Here is an 18,812-nt window from a genome sequence, read left to right on the forward strand (position 1 = left end):
CACCACAGTTCGCCAGGCGTATCACCACCCCGGATCACCTCGCATTCACACGCGCCACGACACGTTCAGCGGCGATGGGCACGGTGCGGTCAGGCATCCGGGCCAGCCCGAGGTAAAGATCCATGTGCCTCCAGACGGCTTCCCAGGAGGACTCGTTGATCCACGGCAGGTTGAGCGCTTCATAGATCGGCACCCAGGTCTCTTGCCCTTCATGCCGGCGCCGTACCGACAACGCCGGGCTGAACTGATACCAGCCTTGCTCGAAGCGCTTGAACAGCATGCGGTTATACGCATAGTCACGGTCCACTTCGTTTCTCGCCAGGACGCCGGACAGGTGCTGGCGCTTGTTGCGCTCCGGCCGCACCACATGCGCGGGCAAGTGCTGCCAGGCCTCCAGCAGCGCCTGCGTTTCAAAGGCACCGTTAGGCTTACGGTGGATGTGTGTGAATCGCGACTTGAACAATGCCCACATCGTCTGAAACAGGAAATACTCGGACAAATGCCGGTCGATGCGCACCAGCCGCTCACCGTTATTCACATCGATGCTCGGCGGCGCCAGCAATTCGTAGAGCGCCGCGAAAGGGCCTGCGGCGAACTGAGGCGAGCGGAACGCTTCCAGCATGGCCCAGTGCAATGCGTTGCGGCCATAGTGGTCAATGTTCTCGCGATCCGCGCCGCGTTCCAGCAAGGCCTCGACCAACGCCACATTGCCGGCGGCAGCGGCGGCCATGAGCGGCGTCTGGTTCATCGGCAAGCGGTGCTCAATGCCGTGGCGTTCGCATTGCCGCAGGATCTCCTTGAAATTGCCAGCAAAATAAGACGCAAAGCTCTTGCGTGCCAGGCCGCTGCGTTGCCCCGCAAAATGCTGTGCGGCGGCAAAGCCGGCCTCCTGCACGAGCCATGCCGCGAGCACCGGCTCATCGTGGCTGGCCGCAATCTCAAAGAGCTGCTGCTTGGGCTTGGCGCCCGGCGCCTGCTCCCGAAATACCTTGATCAGCAGTTCCTCCACCTTGGCCTGGTCAAACACGGGCCATGGCGGCGGCACCTCCTTGAGGATGCCGCGGCGGATCGCGTCGGCTTGTTCCTGCTTGCCCTGCAGTTCGAGCTTTCTTGCCTCCTTCTGCCAGTCTTCGAGTGTGGCTTGCCGCGCCTCTACCTTGGCCTGGCCGCCCTGGGCCAGTTCGAGCAAGCCGAACAGCGGATGCGCGGTATCGGACTCGATCAGGTAGAGGTTCTTGATCGCACGGGTAAGCGCCACGTAGAGCGCGTTGACGAAAAACTTGTAGACCTCCAGCGATTTGTCGCTCTTGCCCTTGGCGCGCCGGTAGGCCAGCGTGTCCGCGGCCAGGTCTTGCTTGTCGACGCCCTCGGTAATCTCGGCAAACTCGCCACGCTGGTCGGAGACAAAGCGATAGAGCACGATATTCTCGTATTCCAGCCCCTTTGCCTCATGGATGGAAAACAGCAGGGGCGTGGAAAAGTGCTTTCTCGCCTCGGCCTTGTCCTCGTCGCGCAACACCAGCACGGCGCATTGCGTGGACTGGCGGATGCTCTGGTCAAGCTCACGCTTGACGTTGTCCTTGTCCGGCAGCAGCACCACCTGGCCAGCGTCGCCGCCTACCGCGTCGACCAGGAAGTTGCTCTCCCGGTCGATGGAACCGAAGCGGCGATGCTTGACCTTGAGCAGCGTGTTGGCAACACGCGTTGCCTCGCTGCCGTTGCGGAAATTGGCGGCAAGCACGCGCAGCGCCTGCTGCTCGGCAAGCTGCGGGTCATGCCAGAACAAGCTCTTGACCTGGCTCCAGCTGAAGAAGTTCGGGTGCACGATCTGGTTGGAGTCGCCGCACAAGAGGAACTGGCCGGGCTTCCTGAGGGTCTTGAGCACCAGCGCCAGTTGCACCATGGTGAGATCCTGGACCTCATCGATCACGATGAAATCGTACCTGGCATCCGCCAGCGGCTGCCACTCCCGGGCCACCAGATTGAGGTCGTAGAGGCCGCTTTGGGCCAGCCATGCGCGATACCGCTCGAACAGGTCGTAGATGCGCCCTCGCGCATCCTGCGCGAAAATCGACTGCCGCACGCCCAGCGCCAGGTAAGCATCGCGATCCAGCACACCGTGCGCCCCGGCGGTGATCACACCGCGGATCTCCTCGAAGGCCTGATGCCCGTCAATATCGCGGAAATGCTGGCGCTGACGCTCAAACCACGCCGCGAAGTCCCGCCAGCCCGCCTCGCGGCCAGCCGGCATGCGGATCGACTCGACGAACTCCCGGTACGAGAGGAACTCCGCCTCCTGGGCTGGATGCTCGAAGCCGTTGGCGTAGTAGAGATCGCGGGCATTGCGGGCCAGATAGGCAGAGTGCGTGACATACAGCGTCGAGCCCTCCGCATGCTTGAGCTTTTCCAGGGTCAGCGCGGTCTTGCCGCTGCCGGCGGAACCGACCAGGACGAGCGGCGCGGGCTGGCGGTAGACAGACTCCTGGGCATCATCGAAGGAAATCGGCTTGTCCAGCAAGTGGATGTCGGTACGCTCAGGATGCAGGTAGCGCACAGGCACGGCCTCGCGCGCCGCCTCGGCCGCGTCGATGTCGGGGATCTTGCTTTCGTCGATCTCCGCGCCACGCAGAAAGCGGCTGTTCCGGTAATCGTGGTTCTCGATCACCTCAAGCATCAACGCACAGGCCTGCCCGTCGTGGCGCACCAGCGAGAACAACAGGCGATTGGCATCGTCCAGCCGGGCGCGGTAGAACTTGCCATGCGTGGGGCCGGTCAGCTTCTTGACCTGCGCCGCGCGGAAATCATCGCGGCCAATGGCTTCCGTGACCTTGCGGTAGCTGCTCTTGACGCGGGAGACGTCGAGGCCGATGTATTCAAGGATCTTCATAACTGTGCTGGTGCCAGGGGCGCGAGCCCATCGGTTTGCCAAGGTTGGTATTTTAGAAGGAAGCAGGATCTCGAAGGGACATACAGACCGCATAGTGCACTTTCAGTGCAATTGTCCTCAGGCTGATGGTGGCGAGCAGGGCTCCCAGTACTTCACGATAGACATGCTCACCAGTGTCGAGATTCGCTCAATGCTGAACATTGTTCGCTTCACCTTGAACTCCCGCGGGCACGGTGGTCCGTGCCGGGCCAAGTGGCGCGGTCGCACTTCGTGGCGACGGTATCCGTACCGCAGTGCAGCTTGCATTCGCCGCGCCGTTGCCCTAGAAATAATTAAATATTTCCAAAAATATCGGCGGTAGTCATAGCCGCGTGGCCCCACCGGGGCTGCGGCCGCAAGCATGCCCCCATGCCAACGACCACGGAGTGCCGGCGACCCGCGACGGGCATCGCGATCGCATTCCGCAGGAGGGGGTGATCATGTCCATCACGCGCAGAGAGTTCCTGAAGGCCACCGGCGGCGCGGCCGCCGGCATTGGTGTTTCGGGAAGCTTGCCCACCCCGGCGCAAGCCGCGCCACCCCCCGCCAATCCGGGCCGGACGACGCTGCCTTTCACCCCTAAGGTGGTTGCGCACGTCGGACAGCTGCAGGTCAATACCCCGGTCAGTTTCCTCTACCCGGACGCGTCGTCGCCGTGCGTCGCCATCAAGATGGGGATGCCGGTGCCAGGCGGGGTCGGCCCCGACCGCGACGTGGTGGCCTACAGCACGCTCTGCACGCACATGGGCTGCCCGGTCGCCTACGACGCTGGCGCGCGCACCTTCAAATGCCCCTGCCATTTCAGCATCTTCGACCCCGAGAAAAGCGGCCAGATGGTATCGGGGCAGGCAACCGAGAACCTGCCGATGGTCCAGCTCCAGTACAACGCCAGCGATGGCACGGTGAGAGCCGTCGGTGTCGAGGGGCTGATCTACGGGCGTCAAGCCAACCTGCTGTGAAGGGGGCGTACTGCCATGGCAACCAACAAGGACCGGATGGCGCTGCCACCCGTGAATGCGCAGCGGACCAACCTGACCTGCCATTTCTGCATCGTCGGGTGCGGCTATCACGTCTACAAATGGCCGGAGAACATTGAGGGAGGCCGAGCGCCCGGCCAGAACGCGCTGGGGCTGGATTTTCGCAAGCAGCTGCCTGCACTGGCGGTGGTGATGACGCCGAACATGCAGAACACCGTCACCGACCGGGACGGCCAGCGCCACAACATCCTCATCGTGCCCGACAAGCAATGCAGCGTGAACCAAGGCTTGTCGTCGACACGGGGCGGCCAGTTGGCCAAGGTGATGTACAACCCGGACGGCGTGGCCAGGGCACGCTTGCGCAGCCCGCGCGTCTATATGGCCGACCAATGGGTCGATACCAGCTGGGATGACGCGCTGGCCCTTTACGCCGGCGTGACCAAGCGGATCCTGGATCGCGACGGGCCCGCCGCGCTGGCGTTCGATTGCTTTGACCACGGTGGCGCGGGCGGTGGTTTCGAGAACACCTGGGGCACCGGCAAGCTGATGTTCACGGCGCTCAAGACGCCGCTGGTCCGGATCCACAATCGGCCAGCCTACAACTCCGAATGCCATGCCACCCGCGAGATGGGCATCGGCGAGCTCAACAACAGCTATGAGGACGCCGAACTCGCCGATGTGATCATGGCCATCGGCTGCAACTCCTACGAGACCCAGACCAATTACTTCCTGGCGCACTGGCTGCCGAACCTGCAGGGCCAGACCATGGACAAGCGCAAGACGCGCTTCCCGGGCGAGAGCATTGCCGCGGCCAAGGTGATCTTCGTGGACCCGCGCCGCACCACCACGATCGCGGTGGCGGAGCAGGCGGCCGGCAAGGACAACGTGCTGCACCTCGATATCGAGCCCGGCACCGACATTGCCCTGTTCGATGGGTTGCTGACCCATGTGGTCGACCAGGGCTGGCACGACAAGGAGTTTATCGCGGGCTATACCAAGGGATTCGATGCGGCGCTGCGCGCGAACCGGTTGTCGCTGGAAGACACCAGTCGCATCACCGGCGTGCCAGTCGACAAGCTCAGGCGCGCGGCGGAGTGGGCCTACAAGCCAAAGGCGTCCGGCCGCCGGCCGCATACGATGCATGCCTATGAAAAGGGCATCATCTGGGGCAACGACAACTACCTCATCCAGTCGGCGCTGGTGGACCTGGTCCTGGCCACGCACAACGTCGGCCGGCGCGGCACGGGCGTGGTGCGCATGGGCGGGCACCAGGAGGGCTATGCCAGGCCACCCTATCCTGGCAGCACGAAGATCTATGTGGACCAGGAGATCATCCACGGCAAGGGGCTGATGTACACGGCGTGGGGCGCCAATCCATTCCAGACCACACTCAATGCGCAGGAGCACCGCGCCGTGATCCTGCGGCGCACCGCGGTTGTGCGAGAGGCGATGGCACGCCAGCGCGGGGCCACCGTGGCGCAGATGGCCGATGCGATCTACGACGCCGTGAAGAGCAAGGGCGGGCTGTTCCTGACCAACATCAACCTGTATCCCACCAGCCTGGCTGACGCCGCCCACCTGATGCTGCCGGCCGCGCATCCGGGCGAGATGCACCTGACCTCGATGAACGGCGAGCGCCGGATGCGCTTGTCGGACAAGTTCATGGATCCACCGGGCACCGCGCGCCCGGACTGCCTGATCGCCGCCGATATCGCCAATACGCTCAAGCGCTTGTACGAGGCCGAGGGCAAAGGCGAGATGGCCGCGCGCTTTGGCGGCTTCGACTGGCGAACCGAAGAGGATGCCTTCAATGACGGCTTCCGCCAGGCGGGCCAGCCCGGCGCCGTCCCGATCGACAGCCAGGGCGGCACGACCGGGAACCTGGTCACGTACGAGCGCCTGCGCGCGATGGGCAACAATGGCGTGCAACTGCCCACAAAGGAATATCGCAACGGCCAACTGGTCGGGACCGAAATGCTCTACATGGACGGCAAGTTCGACACGCCCGACGGCAAGGCCGAGTTCAAGCCGGCGACCTGGCCCGGGCTGCCGAAGCCGGTCGCCGAGCAGAAGGCCAAGTATCACTTCTGGATCAACAACGGCCGGGTCAACGAGGTGTGGCAGACGATGTACCACGACCAGTTCAACGAGTTCGTGCGTGCGCGGGTGCCCATGGCCTATCTCGAGATCCATCCAGCGGACGCGCAAGCGCTGGGCGTGGCCTCCGGCGACGTGGTCGAAGTCTATAACGACTACGGCTCCACCTATGCCCTTGCCTACCTGGAACCAGACATCAAACGCAACCAGACGTTCATGCAGTTTGGCCATTTCAACGGGGTCATGGGGAACGTGACCACGCCGTGGACCGATCGCAATGTGGTGCCGTACTACAAGGGCACCTGGGCGGACCTGCGCCGCGTTGGCAGCATGCAGGACTTCAAGGACACCGTCAGCTTCAAGCGGCGACGGTTCGACCGCGCCTAGCGCAAACCCGGTTGGCGGCGCGCATGTTAAAGGGCGACGCTCAGCAGCCACCCGGCCGCTCCGCTGCAAATGACAACCAGCCACGGCGGAAGCTTCCAGAACATGAGCGCCACAAACGCGATCACCGCGAGCCCGAAGTCGGCGGGCCCGTGCACGGCGCTGGTCCACACGGGATGATAGAGCGCGGCCAGCAACAACCCGACCACACCCGCGTTTACGCCGGCAAGCGCCGCCTGCGTGCGCACGTTGCGGCGCAGCTGCTCCCAGAACGGCAACGTGCCGGCCACCAATAGAAACGACGGGACAAAAATAGCCACCAGGCACACCAGCGCACCGACCCACCCACTCGGCGCAACCGTCATGGACGCGCCGAGAAACGCCGCAAACGTGAAGAGCGGCCCCGGCACCGCCTGCGCTGCGCCGTAGCCCGCCAGGAAGGTGTCATTCGTCACCCAGCCGCTGGGCACAACCGCGGCTTGCAAGAGCGGCAGCACCACGTGCCCCCCGCCAAAGACCAGCGATCCCGCACGATAGAATGCGCCCGCTACCGCCAGCGTCTGATTGGGCCACGCTTGCACAGCGAGAGGCAGGCCCGCCAGCAGGATGAAGAAAACGCCCAGCAGCAAGCCCCCGACACGCCGGCTGATCGAGATCGGCAGCGGGTCGTGGGTTACATCGCGGGCTGGCTTGAACATCGCCAGGCCCACCACGGCGGACGCAGCGATCACGCCGACCTGTCCCCACGCATTCGGCCAAAGCAGGGCGACGCAGGCGGAGAACGCCGCAATGGTGATGCGGGTAGTGTCCGTGCACAGACTGCGGGCCATGCCCCAGACGGCCTGCGCGACCACGGCCACGGCCACCACCTTCAGGCCGTGCAACGCGCCCGCCGGTATCACATCGCCCCACGTGGAAATGCTGAGCGCGAACAGCACCAGGGCCACTGCGGACGGCAACGTGAACCCTACCCACGCCGCCACCGCGCCCATGAAGCCGGCGCGCGACAGGCCTATCGCCATGCCAACCTGGCTGCTGGCGGGACCGGGCAAAAACTGGCAGAGGGCAACCAGATCCGCGTAGCTGCGCTCGCTCAGCCAGCGCCGACGCGTGACGAACTCCGCCCGGAAGTAGCCCAGGTGGGCAATCGGCCCTCCAAAGGAAGTCAGGCCCAGCCGGAGGAAAGCGAGAAACACCGCCCAGGCATTGCCAATGGCATCCCCGTCCCTCTTGACCTCATTCTCGGTGGCTAGCATCCATTCAACTCCGCTTCGGTTGGCAAACAATCGATTTTCGCGATCGAAGATCGATCACCTTCCCATGCTAGCGACCCTGGATGACAAGCGTCAAACCACCGCGCCGGCGGGCACAGCCCACCGTCCAGCCGGCGTCGCCTATCGTCGACTTGGCGCCCACCTCGCCCACCTAGCCCGCATTCGTCGCCCTTGTTTTTGGCCAACACTTCCAATATTATGGAAATATGGAAGAAAACGATGCTATCCGCTCTCTCGCCGCCCTGGCCCATGGCCTGCGGCTACAGGTGTTCCGCTTGCTGGTGGTGGCCGGGCCATCCGGGTTGACGCCCGGCGCGATGACCGAACAGATTGGGGTGCCCGGCGCGACGTTGTCCTTCCACCTGAAGGAATTGATGCATGCCCGCCTGATCACGCAAGAGCGTGAAGGCAGGCACCTGATCTATCGCGCCGCGTTTGCGCACATGAATGACCTGCTTGGCTTCCTGACAGCCAACTGCTGCCAAGGGGAGGCCTGTCTCGACAATGCCGCCACTACCGTTTGTGYCTGTTAAAGGGGAACTCCAATGAAGCGCTTTCATGTCCACCTCAACGTCCAGGACCTCGGCAAGAGCATTGCCTTCTACTCGAAGCTGTTCGCGGCCGAGCCCACGCGGGTCGAGAGCGACTACGCAAAGTGGATGCTGGAAGACCCACGCGTGAACTTCGCCATCTCCACCCGTGGCGGTGAGCCCGGCGTGGATCACCTGGGGTTCCAGACCGACGACGCGCAAGAGCTGGCGGCGCTGAAAGACCGCGCGGAGGCTGCCGATATGGCGCTGCTAGATGAAGGGCAGACAACGTGCTGCTACGCACGCAGCGAGAAGCACTGGGTCACGGATCCCCAAGGCATCGCCTGGGAGCATTTCCATACGCTCGGGAACGTACCGGTGTTCAGTGAAAGCCGGCCTGCGGAATCCGCCAACGCCGACTCGGCATGTTGCGCGCCGCGCGCCCCGCAGGGCAAGCCGATCGGCATCGCCGTGACATCCAGCAAGTCGTGCTGCTGAAGGCCATCATGGGCGAAAAGGTTCATCAGCCCTTCGGAGAGAATCGACCTCGCCGAATTCCCGGTGCAGATAGACAGCACGTTATGGGTCTACGACGCATCGAACTGTTCCTGTCCCTACCTATCCATAAACTCGATGCCGTTGCCCTTCAGAAGGCAGTGCGCTACATCGGGAAAAGCTGACCATCACTGGGCGGTTCCCATGACGACCAACGTTCTGATCCTTTGTACCCACAATTCGGCCCGCAGCGTGTTGAGCGAGGGCATGCTCAACCATCTGGCAAAGCAGCTTGACAAGGATGTCCGGGCCTACAGCGCCGGCAGCGCGCCGAGCGGCCGCATCAACCCGTTTGCGCTCGAAGCGCTGAGTCAGGCCGGCGTCGATGTGGACGGCTATCGTAGCAAGAGCTGGGACGAGTTCGTCGGCGATGATGCGCCCAAGATGGACATCGTGATCACCGTCTGCGATAGCGCCGCGGCCGAGGCGTGCCCATACTGGCCGGGCAGCCCGGTCAAGATGCACTGGGGGTACGCCGATCCCTCGCACGCGCAGGGCGGCGACGACGCAAAGCGCCTTGCGTTCGAGCTGACGCGACAAGCCATCGGCTACCGCATGCTGCAGCTGCTCATGCTGCCGCTTAAGACAATGGGTCATGCGCAACTGCAGGAAGCCTTGACCAAGATTGCGCGGAGCTAACTGCCATGATTGGTCTGCCACGCCAAATTGCAGGGGAAGTGATCGGTACCGCGTTGCTGCTTGCCGTGGTGATCGGCTCGGGCATCATGGCCGAGCGCCTGGCCGGCGGCAATATTGCCGTTGCCCTGCTGGCCAACACGCTAGCTACGGTAGGCGGCCTGTACGTGCTCATCGAGGTCTTCGGCCCGATCAGCGGCGCGCATTTCAATCCGGCCGTGAGCCTGGTGATGGCCGTGAAGGGCGAGCTGCCCCGGTCCGCCCTGGTCCCTTACATCGTCGCCCAGCTGGCCGGTGCGGTGCTAGGCGCCTGGCTGGCGCACGCCATGTTCGATATGAGCCTCCTGCAGTTCTCGGCCAAGATCCGCAGCGGGCCAGGCCAATGGATCGCGGAGACCGTGGCAACAGCCGGCCTGATCCTGGTCATCCTCCGCGCCCCCAACGGGCGCGCCCCGGCCATGGTGGCAAGCTACATCGGCGCGGCCTACTGGTTCACCGCCTCCACCTCCTTCGCCAACCCCGCTGCCGCCTTCGGACGGATGTTCAGCAATAGCTTCGCCGGCATTGCGCCCGCGAGCGTGCCAGGCTTCATGCTCGCCGAACTGCTCGGCGCCTGCATCGGGCTGCTGCTGCATACCGCATTGCTGCCGCGCGTGCAGGAACAGGGCCACCCAAACGTGATCGAGGCCTCAGGCCAACAGGAAGACGCGCGCGGAACGGGTGAGCCCATCTGAGGACAGGCGTCGATACGTGACGCCTGCCCGGCCAGATCCATCGTGGCAGGCTCGACAGCCTGCGCGATCCGCCGCGCAACTCACTCCGACCCAGCCGGGGCCTTTGTCCGCGCCGCACGCTTGGGCTTGCACGCAAAGGAAGGGACATCGCAGCCCTTCGGATCCCCTTCACAGCAGTGCGCCATCAGGAATCCAAGCAGCTCGTTCATCCGCTCGTAGCGCGCCTGGTAGATGACGTTCCGGCCCTCCTGCCGGCTCGCGACCAGCCCGGCATTGGCCAGCTCCTTCAGATGAAAAGACAAGGTTGCCGGCGGCAGGCCCAACGCCTCGCCAATCCGCCCGGCATGCATGCCGGCCGGGCCGGCCTGGACCAGCAGGCGGAAGATCGCCAGGCGAGATTGCTGCGCCAGCGCGGCCAGGGCTTTTACGGCGGTTTCGCTGTCCATCAGAAAGCTCGCGGTAGTGGTGCTACCGCGTATTCTCCGCCAGAACGAAGGCCAGCGGGCCGCATTCGGGAAGCCCATTCCTGCGCGGGACTTGCGCGTGGAAAGCTGCGCCGAAGGTTCGGTGCCACACAGATCACCTCCCGCACAAGAGAATAATCTTCACAAGCGCGGAGCCAGCGTGGCAGGACCCGACCACCTCACCAGAAGAGGGGGCAAAACAATATGCATCACCAAGCTGTGCGAGCCGCAAGGATTGCGGCCGTTGCCCTGTTTGCCGCTGCCGCAGCCTATGCGCAAACGCCTGCGAGCCAAGGCAACGTCAGCAAGGCGCAAAGGATGTCGGTCTGCCAGTGCGTAGCCGACCTCCTATTCATGGCCGCGCAACAGCGCGATACAGGGGTGCCCAGGCAAGATGTACTCACAAAGCTGAGTCGGGTTGGCGGGGACGACCCGATCTTTCTCTCCACCGCCACCGAGGCGACCAACATTGCGTACGACATGCCGCAGATATCGCCGGCGAAACTGAGAAAAATTCACATCGACAGGTGCAGGAAGGGGGGCGGATGAGGATCATGGACGCCAGATCTTGCCCGGTGAGCGGCGTGATCGTGTGCCGCGTCAGCGGTGCTTGGTCTTGTCCGCAGCGCGGTACTTGCTCTCCAGGCTCGCAAGCACAGCTTCAGCAAGCTTAGGGGTGCCACTTGCCATGCCCGCCGCAATTGCGGCGCGCAGCGCCTCCAGTTCGATGCCGTTTGACAAAGAGGCTACCGGGCGGGGAGAAGTCATCCAGCGCACGCCTAGCGAATCTGCGAGGTCGGTTCCGGACCTGGGCAGCAAGGGTGCGGACACCCCGGCATGAAATCGATATTTGCAAAGTTCGGCGCCAGCGATTTGCCTGGGTTGTGGCGGGCGATTTCCATGGAGATCATGCTCGCCGGCACACCAAATGTCGTCAGCAACTGCGTCAAGTGCGCTGTGCGCTTACGCGCGAGAACATGACTGACACCAAACGCGGGTGCCTCATACAGGGCGATGTGAAACTCCTCCTTGTTCTCATATTTCCCGGGAGAGTCGATCATCCATTCCGCCATTCTGCGAACTTCCGAAGCGGGCAGGCGATCCGCACCGGGCTCGAAATGGCTGTTGAAGGAAATATTGAAGCTGCAAGCCAGGACGGGCTGCGCCAAGATCGCTGCTGCTGCAGCAACCGTGTGGAAGTACTTGGACAATGACATAGGCGGCCACGTTGTCGGCATTCTCAATGCACTGCGGGTTCTTTGCCGCAGCCTGCCGTTTGACAACAGGCTGCCGGGCAGGGAGGCGTCATCTAGCGCATGCCTAGCGAATCTGCGAGGTCGGTTCCGGACCCGGGCAGCAAGGGTGCGGGCACCCCGGCATGAAATTGATATGCGCAAAATTCGGCGGCTCCGCCGACTTGCCAGGTTTGTAGCGGGGGATTTCCATGGAAATCATGCTCGCCGGCACGCCAAAGGTCGTCAGCCAATGCTCCAGGTGAGATACGCGCTTGCGCGCGAGCGCATTGCTGACACCAGCGGTGGGGGCCTCGTAGACAAGAATGTGAAACTCCTTCTTGTTCTCAAAGGCTGCCGGATCGTCGATCATCCACTCCGCCAATCTGCGAACTTCCGAAGCCGGCAAGCGATCCGAGCCGGGCTCGAAATTGCTGTTGAAGGAAATGTCGAAGCTGCAAGCGAGGGCGGGCTGCGCCAAGATCGCTGCTGCTGCAGCAACCGCGCGGAAGTACTTAGACAATGACATAGGCGGCCACGTTGTCAGCATTCTCAATGCACTGCGGGTTCTTTGCCGCAGCCTCCTGTTGGACGGTATATAGCTGATAGAAGAGATCCTTTGCCGCCATTGCATCATCGAAGTGTGCAACTTCATGCACCAGTGTTAACAGCTGCGAGTCGACACGGTCAGAGTAGGGCGATAAGTCGCAGAATTTCCGTGCAATGGCGATGGTGTGGGTCTTCGTATCCGGAGCACAGACTGCAGCCGCGATTCGCGGATTGTTGCGTGTTTTAGGCGTACAACCAATGTATTCCATCGTCTCGTCGGAGTATCGAACAAAGTTGTCGGCAGTCAGGCTCCTGAGGATCGCCTCAATACGGGGAATTCCCTCAAGCAGGCGTTGGCGGACCCTTTCATCGGATACGCCAAACCACGTCTCGACTCGCGCCCGATCCGCGTGGCCCCACCGTCGAAGCTCCACCAACCTCTTGCCGCAGCACAGAACCGCCGTGTCGCGAAGCCTGAGAACGAGGCTGCGAAACTCCGCATTGCTCATGTTCGCACAGATCCGCTCCGAATCGTCCACGAGGTGGCTTGGCCCGTCAGACAGCTTCTCGGCGGAGCTTGGTGCGTAAGTGCTTGGCGCAGCCGAAGGCTGGAGGCGGCCTCCCCGGTTCACCTGAATGATGAAATCCGCCTGTGACGGGATGACCAGTGGCTTGTCCGCGCATTGGCACATCACCCTGGCGCCCCGCACCAGAATCTGGCGCCCGTCCATGAGCGTGAAGTGCGGATAGGCGTCGTTCATCACCGGGCCACCCACCTTGCAAGCTGGACAGGTAGCGTGGTCGCCCTCCGCCGCGACGGCGACACCGTGATGCGCAAAATCAATCACCGTGGAAATCAGTACCCCGCCGGTGCCAGTCTTGTCGCCATGTTTCAGGGCCTCTCGCATATCGTCCATGCCATCCTCCGTTGTCAGGTCGCCGACACGCAACGTGGTCGGACACCTTGCCAATGTGCCCGCGGATCGCCTGATCGGCTTTGGGAAATTTCTGCAAGAACGCGAAGAACATTCCCTGAGTGAGCAGGAATGCGACATGAAGCTGGGAGGCGGGTTCTCATCCGGACGCCGCGCAGGGCGATGGCAGTGTTGGCTCAGCTTGCCGACTGCCCGATCCTCCCCGCCCGCCTTTTCCGTTTTCTAGTGCGCAAGCACTGCGCTGAGATTGAGTTCATCGGCAACTTTCTTCAATCGCTTGTCGCGCGTCCAGATGGTGACACCGGGTTGTAGGCGTGCAGACGCCAACAGCGACGTGTCTACAAATCCGATTCCACGATTGAACAATCCTTCGCGCTCGATCAGATAAAACGTCTCCTCCGGTGTGGCTACTGGCGCGCGCGGCAGATCGAGCAACGCGCCGAGCACGACGTCGCGGTCACGCAAACTACCGAGTGAGATCTCGCCTATCACATAGGGATGAGCCAGCACACGCCCCTCGGCAAGCAGGCTAATCAGCATCGGATCAGAAGCGTTGATATGGTCAATCCAGACCGACGTGTCGACAAGGATCATTCGACGTCCAACCGACGACGCGGCGCCCCCTTGATGCCCGGTTGGCTACCGCCAAGATTCGCGAGTCGTTTCGCGGCTTCACGCTGGATCAAGGCCTTTAACGCTTCGCGCACGAGTGCCGTTTTTTCTTCCACACCCGTATAAGCCTGAGCTTTGGCGATCAAGTCGTCATCAAGCGAAATCGTCGTACGCATGGGAGTCTCCGTAAGTGTGAGCACTCAATATAGCATCGTTTGATGCTTATAGCGGTGCGTTTCGTGGTCTCGTGGTGAGCGCATCTGCCGCGACATTGCGCCGAGTCTTGAAAGGAGTAAACGGCGCAGGCAAACGGATCGAGCGCATCGTGCATGCCTTCCTCCGCTTGTCAGGTCGCCGACACCCGGCGTGCTCGAACGCCTTGCCAATGTGCCTGCGGATCGCCTGATCGGCGTTGGGAAAGGTCCGTAGTGACGTGAAGAAATGTCACTTAGCACGGGAGCGAGTCGAGAATTTGAGAGGCGGGTTCTCATCTGGACGCTGCGCAAAGCGACGGCAGTGTTAGCTCGGCTTCCCGACTACGCCGCCATGCAACCTGCGCAACGTTGACGGCTGAGCGGATGCCGCCCAGCCATCGGCTCTCAGAACAACTCGTCGATACGATTCACGCTGGCGTCAAGCTGCTGCCGCAACGGCGCCAGCAGGCTATGCAGGCCAATGCAATCGATTGCCGCGTCGGCTTGCAGATCGAGCAGCGTCAGGATGGCGCCCAGGCCCGCGCTAACGCGCAGGAGTTCGTCGAAGCTCTGCATGATGGCTTCGCGCTTGGGGTCATCCGGCGGGGGTGTCGTTTCCTCCGGCAAGAGCGCTTGGGCAATCATGCTGATTGCGGATGCATCGGCGGTGGGAGCGAGTGTTTTCATGCGTGCGGCCATGGGATCACCTCTTTGGCGAATGACAGGGTGTGTTGATTGGTCGTCGCGCCCGTGCCGGCTTGCTGGGTTAGGCCGACCGGGCGAGGGGGCCGCGATTGCCTCGCGCCCCAGATGCTCAACAACCCAGTTCCCCGCCAAGGTACTGGCGAGGGCTGGGTACTGCGGTTACCCCGGTCATGTCCTGCAGGTCCCCTCTTGTGAGGGACTGCTGCAGGGATCCCGTTCTCGATTCAGTGGTAGCGATGTTGGCCAAGTGGGCCAACGGCATGATTTACGTGGCTACGCCGTGTGGCCGAAGACCCTGCCTACGTCGGGGCAGAAGCGGGCCGCGACGCAGGCGCGGATCGCGAGCGAACCCCGCAGGCCCGGGTACAGCGCCGGCACCGGTTCAATGCCTGGTCCAGCTGCTGCTTTAGCGGCATCAGCAAGGCACGCAGGCGGCTATCGCCCGCGTGCAGGTTCAGCAGCGTGATGACGGATTCCAGATGCGCGCTGATGCGCAGCAGTTCGTGGCAGCCTTGGTGGGTAGCCTCGTGGCTCGGATCCGCTTCGTTGTCCGGCGGCAAGGGCTCGGCGATCAGCCTGGCTTCCACGGCGGCTTCCCGCGCTGCGGCAGCGGTGCGCGGGCGACGTTGGCGGGCGGTCATGGGTACCTCCTGTTTTGTGATCGGGGTGCGGTCGGGGTGCAATCGCGGACATCGGTATGGCGATGGGCGGCGTTGGCGACCTTCGTCCCGGCACGCGGGGGCGGCGGGTGCTTGCCGCGATAGGCGTGTGACTCCCCGCCGCGTGCGGCCTTGCGGGCCGCGGTGCAGATGTGGGGAACGGGTGTGGCTCAGTACAGCGCTTGCACGCGGTTCACTGCCTGGTCCAGCTGCTGCTTCAGCGGCGCCAGCAGGGCATGCAGGCCGTTGTTGGCGGCTTGCTCGTCGGCCTGTAGCTCCAGCAGGAGCAGGAGGGATTCCAGGCCTGCGCTGACGCGCAGGAGGTCGTGGCAGGATTGGTGGATGGTTTCGTGGGGTGGGGCGGCTTCGCCTGCTCGGGCGAGGGGTTCGGCGATCAGCTTGGCTTCCGTGGCTGCCACTCTTGCTTCGGCGGCGGTGCGGGGGTGGCGTTGGCGGGCGGTCAAAGGCTTCTCCTGTTCCATAGGGGTAGTCGAGTAGTCCGGAAATGCAGTGCGTCTTCTGTTGCCGACGAGCGTGCGCCAAGCGGATAGGATCGCCGCATGGGCGATAATGCGACTGGCTATGCCTCTGACACCCGCCCGCGCACGCTCGCGCCGGTGGGCTTGATTGCTTTTTGAGAGCGCAAAAGCCCCTCACCTCGACAAGCTGTTGTCGAGTTTTCCGTTTTGCTACGCAAGTTCTGCTCGCCGTAGCTAGGTATTTGAGAAACAAGCGGCCTCGCCAACTGCTTTTGCTGCTGTGGGCTTATGCGGTTGAGCTCAAGTTCGGTGCAGCCTTAGCGGCACGGCCCAAGACCAAGGGCTGGCGTTAATTTAACCCGATGGCTTATTTTTAACCAATAGATATGCAGCATCGAGTCGCCGAACTGATAGATTTTGTGGCGGACAGCCATCGTCGGTTCAAGCACATGGAAGACCTGACCGGCGTCAAGGCGGCCAACTGGAAGAACACCTGCAGCACCCGGCAGCGCGTGACTCAAGAAATGGTTGAAGCCATTGGGCGGGTATGGCCTCAGTACGCGTATTGGCTCGTCACTGGGAAGACCGATGAGGAGCATGGGCATACTTCGCCGATCCGGGATCGGATTGTGCGGGATTTGGAGAAGGTTAGATCGGAGGAGGGATAGGGGTCCGCTAGGGACCTTCGTCGGGCTTCGATCTCCGTTTTCCGGTGAAGGCTGCACGGATCTTCAGGAAGAAGTAAGGGCGACCCCGATACCCCATAAGCCCTGGATCATGGTTGGCGCCCAGAGGCCATTGGCTGCGGACCAGAAACCAGGCAGGTAGGGTAGTCGCGGTCAAGGCCAGATGGCTCTGATCGACCGGTTGAATCCACAACCGGTTACGGCCGATCGCCCGTTGCATCACCGAGCGACCGAGTTGCCCGATACTCGGACGGCGGCAGCTAAGCGATCGGTCGTCAGCCTCTACCATTTTGTGTCGCCCTGCAGTACGCTAAAGAATCGGCTTAGAACACCAGTACGTCCACGGGGACGCCRCAGTTGTGTTCTGGAAAGCCCCAGAAAAGTAATGCTGGAGAGCGAGAATTCAGACCAATGCTTCAGCCCCAAAACGACCAACAAATCGCAGGATAAAATCAGTTTCCCTACAGAGCGTGAACTGAAGCCGCTCCGTTTCACGTTCATCCACGAGACGCAAAACTACGTGTCAGCGATCCAGCTCGTCCAGCAAGACCTCTTCAGAGTACACTAAGCTTTCCCGCATACCTCTGACTTCGTATGGATCAGTCGATGAAGCCAAGCACAGTAGACGATCTGCTTGATCGCTGTATTTCCGAAATCACGACGAAGGAACGACTCCTTCCATGGCTTCTGCGTAAGGCAGCGCACCGAAAGAACCTGAATATCGCGGATTTCGAGATTCAGCTGCTCGCCGACGCAATCCTCTGCGCGAACGGAAACAGTATCCAGATAGACATAGATCCTCCTTGCTCACTCGGGCAAACGGAGAAAGAAGTAGAGGAGTCCGTTCGGTCGCTCCTTGATGAGCTGAGAGATCGTGCGGAAAAGGATATAGCTACCATAACTACGGCCGTCACTGAAGCGATTCCGCAAGCTTTGGCAGCAACAGCTGGTGTAATTGGCGAGCGCCTTACGGAGCAATCCCTGGAACACGCCACAGAGTTGCAGAAGATCCGTTACGACCGCGCCAAAACTGTAGATAGACTTTGGGGTAAGACGCTCGACCACTTGGATTTTCTTAGACAGCTAGTGGTTGAATGGGCTTTTTCCGCCGAGCAGAATCAAAAGGGATCCTATTCGAAGCCACATACCGCTATTGCGCTCCATAAGCTAATAGAACGCGCCTTCGATGTGGTAGGCGAAGTTATCGTTCTCGCGCGCGCGGGCTATGCTGACGGTGCCCTCGCTCGATGGCGAACGCTACATGAGATTTGCGTGATTTCGGTGTTCCTATCAAGGCAATCCGACCAATGTGCTGAGATGTACCTCGCTCACCATGTTGTGGAAAAGCTAAAGCTGGTCGCAGATGAAAAGGCAGTTGCCACTGCGCTTACCATGGATCACCATCGGGATCGCTACGTTAGAGACCTTCGGACCATGGTATCCACATTGACGAATCGATTCGGAGTGGCATTCGCAGGTGACTATGGTTGGGCCTCAGTCGCTCTAGGAGCCAAGAAGACAACCTTCAAAGTTTTGGAGCAGCACGTAGGCCTTGATATCCTCAGGAAGGCATATAAGAAGGCAAACAGCACCGTGCATGGAGGGGCTCTCGCCTCCTTGACACGCATCAGTCTAGATCTCGCCGTTATTGAGAATACTGATATCCCTTTGGAGCATGGCTGCGAAATTGCGGCCAACTATGCGGCAGCATCCTTATCGATGCTTGTCGCTGAGCTTTGCTTGGACACTGAGAGCGCAGATCTACTTACCAAGAACATGGTGATCCAGAACTTCGCATCACATCTTCGGGAAGAAATCGAGAAGACCTGGCAGCGTCTATCCAACAGAACTCCGCGCGCTCGTATTCTCGAACGTAAGGCAGCGACTCGCAATGCGAGAACTAAGCGAAAGGTGGCAATTCATCGTTAGGGGCTGCGCGACATCTACTTGGTGGGGAACCATAGCGGCCTTCAGATGGGCATTTTTTTGGGCTAATTCTGGCGTTCGGTATGAAGGTGTCATGCGTCCGAGTAGGGGTTGTCGATGGCGGTGTGAATCCGCACAAATCTGGCGGCGTCAGATATCGGCGGCGTCGCGTGAGCGAGCGTCGAGATTCGGCACAGGTCTGCCTCGGGATATCAGGATAACGATGGAGAGAGAGTTGACGCTGGGCGCGTCGTAGGG

20 protein-coding genes are annotated in these 18,812 nt (G+C 61.8%); 7 read left to right on the forward strand and 13 right to left on the reverse strand.

Going from position 1 to position 18,812, the window contains the following annotated elements; translation table 11 throughout:
• Positions 1 to 34: 34 nt before the first annotated feature.
• Entirely contained in the window at positions 35 to 2,887 is a 2,853-nt protein-coding gene (locus AC1DT6_RS35630) for an ankyrin repeat domain-containing protein (RefSeq protein ID WP_477115363.1), read from the reverse strand.
• Positions 2,888 to 3,366: 479 nt separating this feature from the next.
• On the opposite strand from AC1DT6_RS35630, the gene AC1DT6_RS35635 reads away from it, so the two are divergent.
• Both AC1DT6_RS35635 and AC1DT6_RS35640 read left to right on the forward strand, forming a co-directional pair.
• Positions 3,367 to 3,885, forward strand: coding sequence for an arsenate reductase (azurin) small subunit (locus AC1DT6_RS35635; RefSeq protein WP_477115364.1), 519 nt, complete (start codon positions 3,367 to 3,369; stop codon positions 3,883 to 3,885).
• A 15-nt stretch (positions 3,886 to 3,900) separates the two neighbouring features.
• Complete coding sequence (locus tag AC1DT6_RS35640; RefSeq protein ID WP_477115365.1) at positions 3,901 to 6,387, forward strand: arsenate reductase (azurin) large subunit; 2,487 nt, start codon at positions 3,901 to 3,903, stop codon at positions 6,385 to 6,387.
• Positions 6,388 to 6,413: 26 nt separating this feature from the next.
• On the opposite strand, the gene chrA is transcribed toward AC1DT6_RS35640, so the two are convergent.
• Entirely contained in the window at positions 6,414 to 7,640 is a 1,227-nt protein-coding gene (gene chrA / locus AC1DT6_RS35645; protein WP_441630184.1) for a chromate efflux transporter, read from the reverse strand.
• A 224-nt stretch (positions 7,641 to 7,864) separates the two neighbouring features.
• On the opposite strand from chrA, the gene AC1DT6_RS35650 reads away from it, so the two are divergent.
• The 4 genes from AC1DT6_RS35650 to AC1DT6_RS35665 all read left to right on the forward strand — a co-directional run bounded on the left by AC1DT6_RS35650 (position 7,865) and on the right by AC1DT6_RS35665 (position 10,113).
• Positions 7,865 to 8,191 (forward strand): ArsR/SmtB family transcription factor, encoded by a 327-nt coding sequence (locus AC1DT6_RS35650; RefSeq protein ID WP_477115366.1) that lies wholly within the window; start codon positions 7,865 to 7,867, stop codon positions 8,189 to 8,191.
• Positions 8,192 to 8,203: 12 nt separating this feature from the next.
• Positions 8,204 to 8,686, forward strand: a complete 483-nt coding sequence (locus AC1DT6_RS35655) for an ArsI/CadI family heavy metal resistance metalloenzyme (protein WP_441630188.1) — start codon at positions 8,204 to 8,206, stop codon at positions 8,684 to 8,686.
• Between the two features lie 201 nt (positions 8,687 to 8,887).
• Positions 8,888 to 9,382 carry an arsenate reductase ArsC gene (locus tag AC1DT6_RS35660; RefSeq protein WP_441630190.1) on the forward strand — a complete coding sequence of 165 codons (495 nt, stop codon included), beginning with the start codon at positions 8,888 to 8,890 and terminating at the stop codon, positions 9,380 to 9,382.
• Between the two features lie 5 nt (positions 9,383 to 9,387).
• Complete coding sequence (locus AC1DT6_RS35665) at positions 9,388 to 10,113, forward strand: aquaporin (RefSeq protein ID WP_441630192.1); 726 nt, start codon at positions 9,388 to 9,390, stop codon at positions 10,111 to 10,113.
• A gap of 80 nt (positions 10,114 to 10,193) precedes the next feature.
• On the opposite strand, the gene AC1DT6_RS35670 is transcribed toward AC1DT6_RS35665, so the two are convergent.
• From AC1DT6_RS35670 to AC1DT6_RS35720, 11 genes are all read right to left on the reverse strand, one after another.
• Positions 10,194 to 10,559 carry an ArsR/SmtB family transcription factor gene (locus tag AC1DT6_RS35670; RefSeq protein ID WP_441630194.1) on the reverse strand — a complete coding sequence of 122 codons (366 nt, stop codon included), beginning with the start codon at positions 10,557 to 10,559 and terminating at the stop codon, positions 10,194 to 10,196.
• 618 nt (positions 10,560 to 11,177) lie between these two features.
• Positions 11,178 to 11,345, reverse strand: a complete 168-nt coding sequence (locus tag AC1DT6_RS35675) for a hypothetical protein (protein ID WP_441630196.1) — start codon at positions 11,343 to 11,345, stop codon at positions 11,178 to 11,180.
• Positions 11,346 to 11,356: 11 nt separating this feature from the next.
• Complete coding sequence (locus AC1DT6_RS35680; RefSeq protein ID WP_441630198.1) at positions 11,357 to 11,794, reverse strand: hypothetical protein; 438 nt, start codon at positions 11,792 to 11,794, stop codon at positions 11,357 to 11,359.
• 103 nt (positions 11,795 to 11,897) lie between these two features.
• Positions 11,898 to 12,338 carry a hypothetical protein gene (locus tag AC1DT6_RS35685; RefSeq protein WP_441630200.1) on the reverse strand — a complete coding sequence of 147 codons (441 nt, stop codon included), beginning with the start codon at positions 12,336 to 12,338 and terminating at the stop codon, positions 11,898 to 11,900.
• Positions 12,325 to 13,275 (reverse strand): M35 family metalloendopeptidase, encoded by a 951-nt coding sequence (locus tag AC1DT6_RS35690; protein WP_477115367.1) that lies wholly within the window; start codon positions 13,273 to 13,275, stop codon positions 12,325 to 12,327. Before AC1DT6_RS35690 ends, AC1DT6_RS35685 begins: the two co-directional genes overlap by 14 nt.
• 240 nt (positions 13,276 to 13,515) lie before the next feature.
• Complete coding sequence (locus tag AC1DT6_RS35695; RefSeq protein WP_441630204.1) at positions 13,516 to 13,887, reverse strand: type II toxin-antitoxin system VapC family toxin; 372 nt, start codon at positions 13,885 to 13,887, stop codon at positions 13,516 to 13,518.
• On the reverse strand, positions 13,884 to 14,081 hold the full coding sequence (locus tag AC1DT6_RS35700) for a type II toxin-antitoxin system VapB family antitoxin (protein WP_183035768.1): 198 nt from the start codon (positions 14,079 to 14,081) through the stop codon (positions 13,884 to 13,886). The genes AC1DT6_RS35695 and AC1DT6_RS35700 overlap by 4 nt, the downstream gene beginning before the upstream one ends.
• Positions 14,082 to 14,504: 423 nt before the next feature.
• Positions 14,505 to 14,786 carry a DUF1484 family protein gene (locus AC1DT6_RS35705; RefSeq protein WP_441630206.1) on the reverse strand — a complete coding sequence of 94 codons (282 nt, stop codon included), beginning with the start codon at positions 14,784 to 14,786 and terminating at the stop codon, positions 14,505 to 14,507.
• Between the two features lie 317 nt (positions 14,787 to 15,103).
• Entirely contained in the window at positions 15,104 to 15,445 is a 342-nt protein-coding gene (locus AC1DT6_RS35710) for a DUF1484 family protein (RefSeq protein ID WP_441630208.1), read from the reverse strand.
• A 188-nt stretch (positions 15,446 to 15,633) separates the two neighbouring features.
• Positions 15,634 to 15,927 carry a DUF1484 family protein gene (locus tag AC1DT6_RS35715; RefSeq protein ID WP_441630210.1) on the reverse strand — a complete coding sequence of 98 codons (294 nt, stop codon included), beginning with the start codon at positions 15,925 to 15,927 and terminating at the stop codon, positions 15,634 to 15,636.
• 332 nt (positions 15,928 to 16,259) lie between these two features.
• Entirely contained in the window at positions 16,260 to 16,541 is a 282-nt protein-coding gene (locus AC1DT6_RS35720) for a hypothetical protein (protein ID WP_441630212.1), read from the reverse strand.
• 693 nt (positions 16,542 to 17,234) lie between these two features.
• Here AC1DT6_RS35720 and AC1DT6_RS35725 point away from each other — a divergent pair.
• Positions 17,235 to 18,557, forward strand: a complete 1,323-nt coding sequence (locus tag AC1DT6_RS35725) for a DUF5677 domain-containing protein (protein ID WP_441630214.1) — start codon at positions 17,235 to 17,237, stop codon at positions 18,555 to 18,557.
• The last annotated feature ends 255 nt before the right edge of the window (positions 18,558 to 18,812 follow it).

The organism is Cupriavidus sp. 01L45, from assembly GCF_056399885.1.

What these genes read in the sequence shown, in the direction of transcription:
- AC1DT6_RS35670 (WP_441630194.1), bottom strand. Translation starts at nt 10,559, where the DNA reads ATGGACAGCGAAACCGCCGTAAAAGCCCTGGCCGCGCTGGCGCAGCAA.
- AC1DT6_RS35705 (WP_441630206.1), bottom strand. Translation starts at nt 14,786, where the DNA reads ATGAAAACACTCGCTCCCACCGCCGATGCATCCGCAATCAGCATGATT.
- AC1DT6_RS35710 (WP_441630208.1), bottom strand. Translation starts at nt 15,445, where the DNA reads ATGACCGCCCGCCAACGTCGCCCGCGCACCGCTGCCGCAGCGCGGGAA.
- AC1DT6_RS35695 (WP_441630204.1), bottom strand. Translation starts at nt 13,887, where the DNA reads ATGATCCTTGTCGACACGTCGGTCTGGATTGACCATATCAACGCTTCT.
- AC1DT6_RS35700 (WP_183035768.1), bottom strand. Translation starts at nt 14,081, where the DNA reads ATGCGTACGACGATTTCGCTTGATGACGACTTGATCGCCAAAGCTCAG.
- AC1DT6_RS35630 (WP_477115363.1), bottom strand. Translation starts at nt 2,887, where the DNA reads ATGAAGATCCTTGAATACATCGGCCTCGACGTCTCCCGCGTCAAGAGC.
- AC1DT6_RS35635 (WP_477115364.1), top strand. Translation starts at nt 3,367, where the DNA reads ATGTCCATCACGCGCAGAGAGTTCCTGAAGGCCACCGGCGGCGCGGCC.
- AC1DT6_RS35640 (WP_477115365.1), top strand. Translation starts at nt 3,901, where the DNA reads ATGGCAACCAACAAGGACCGGATGGCGCTGCCACCCGTGAATGCGCAG.
- AC1DT6_RS35680 (WP_441630198.1), bottom strand. Translation starts at nt 11,794, where the DNA reads ATGTCATTGTCCAAGTACTTCCACACGGTTGCTGCAGCAGCAGCGATC.
- AC1DT6_RS35675 (WP_441630196.1), bottom strand. Translation starts at nt 11,345, where the DNA reads ATGACTTCTCCCCGCCCGGTAGCCTCTTTGTCAAACGGCATCGAACTG.
- AC1DT6_RS35660 (WP_441630190.1), top strand. Translation starts at nt 8,888, where the DNA reads ATGACGACCAACGTTCTGATCCTTTGTACCCACAATTCGGCCCGCAGC.
- AC1DT6_RS35655 (WP_441630188.1), top strand. Translation starts at nt 8,204, where the DNA reads ATGAAGCGCTTTCATGTCCACCTCAACGTCCAGGACCTCGGCAAGAGC.
- AC1DT6_RS35685 (WP_441630200.1), bottom strand. Translation starts at nt 12,338, where the DNA reads ATGTCATTGTCTAAGTACTTCCGCGCGGTTGCTGCAGCAGCAGCGATC.
- chrA (WP_441630184.1), bottom strand. Translation starts at nt 7,640, where the DNA reads ATGCTAGCCACCGAGAATGAGGTCAAGAGGGACGGGGATGCCATTGGC.
- AC1DT6_RS35665 (WP_441630192.1), top strand. Translation starts at nt 9,388, where the DNA reads ATGATTGGTCTGCCACGCCAAATTGCAGGGGAAGTGATCGGTACCGCG.
- AC1DT6_RS35720 (WP_441630212.1), bottom strand. Translation starts at nt 16,541, where the DNA reads ATGCTCCTCATCGGTCTTCCCAGTGACGAGCCAATACGCGTACTGAGG.
- AC1DT6_RS35725 (WP_441630214.1), top strand. Translation starts at nt 17,235, where the DNA reads ATGAAGCCAAGCACAGTAGACGATCTGCTTGATCGCTGTATTTCCGAA.
- AC1DT6_RS35690 (WP_477115367.1), bottom strand. Translation starts at nt 13,275, where the DNA reads ATGGACGATATGCGAGAGGCCCTGAAACATGGCGACAAGACTGGCACC.